Below are 1,322 nucleotides of genomic sequence, written 5' to 3' on the forward strand. Positions count from 1 at the left end.
GGGGCAGGAACAAGAACTGTTCCCCGCGACACGCTAAGGTCGAACGGAGCGTGAACGTCATGCGGCGTGGCGTAACCGAGCCGGAAGTCGGAGCGACCGGAAGCCTTCGGGCATCTGATGTTCTGCATCCCAGGTGTAGATGCCGGTCAGGTTGATGTGCTCCCAGCTCAGGGGCGAGATGTGCCTGAGCAGGTGATCCGGAATCTCGCGACGCATGCTGCGCAAGTGGGTGACGGCCCGTTCGATGTAAACCGTGTTCCAATGGACGATCGCACTGACGACGAGGTTGAGGCCGGAGGCGCGGAAGGCCTGGCTTTCGAACGACCGATCACGGATTTCACCACGCTCGTGGAAGAAGACGGCGCGCTTCAGCTTATGTGCCGCCTCACCCTTGTTGAGGCCGGCCTGGCAACGCCGGCGTAGTGCGGGACTTGAGTACCACTCGATCATGAAGAGCGAGCGCTCGATGCGGCCGAGCTCGCGCAGCGCTCGTGCGAGTTGGCTTTCCTTCGGAGATGCGGACAGCTTCTTCAGGATTGTGGACGGCACCACGGATCGCGTGGTGATCGACGCCGCCAGATGGAGGAGATCATCCCAGTGATCGAGTATCAGTGTGGTGTTGATCGGGGCGCCAATGTGGCTGGATAGTGCCGGATGTGCATCGCCTTTCTCGAAGGTGTGCAATTTCCGGTCCTTGAGGTTGCGCAGTCGCGGCGCGAAGCGTTTGCCTATGAGGGCGAACAGGCCGAAGATGTGATCACTCGCGCCACCCGTATCGGTGAAGTGTTCCTGGATGTCGAGGACTGTGTCCTGATCGAATAGCCCATCGAGCACATAAGCCGCCTCACTTTCGGTCGGGCTGATGGGCAAGATGCTGAAGTAGCCGTACTGATCGGAAAGATGACTGTAGAACTTTGAGCCGGGTTCGCTGCCGTAATGCAGATTGACGTCGCCGCGCTTTGCGGCTCGGTCGCTCGCGCGAAAGAATTGGCCATCAGATGATGACGTCGTGCCATTGCCCCAAAGGCGAGAATGCGGATGGCGGCTGTGTGCGTCCGTCACGCAGGCCTGCGCCGCGCGGTAGGTCTCCGACCGAGCATGGAAGGTTCGCATCCAACTGATCTGGTGAGCGCTGATGCCTTTGGACGCGCCGGCCATCCGTTTCGGACCAAGGTTGGTCGCATCCGCCAGTACGCCGGCCAGCATGGCCGAGACATTTCTTGGGACGTCGCCGGTGCGAACATGCGTGAAGCAATCCGCAAAGCCGGTCCATTCATGCACTTCCCTCAACAGGTCGGGAACCTCGACCATTGGATACATAT

Annotated in this window: 1 protein-coding gene; it reads right to left on the bottom strand. The window is 60.2% G+C overall.

The features are described 5' to 3' along the window. Nucleotides 1–57: 57 nt before the first annotated feature. Nucleotides 58–1,322 (bottom strand): Tn3 family transposase (locus tag GTK01_RS20865; protein WP_252929777.1); only part of this gene is annotated, 1,265 nt, incomplete at its 5' end.

It is taken from the genome of Aliihoeflea sp. 40Bstr573 (assembly GCF_024105655.1).
Classification (GTDB): domain Bacteria; phylum Pseudomonadota; class Alphaproteobacteria; order Rhizobiales; family Rhizobiaceae; genus Aliihoeflea.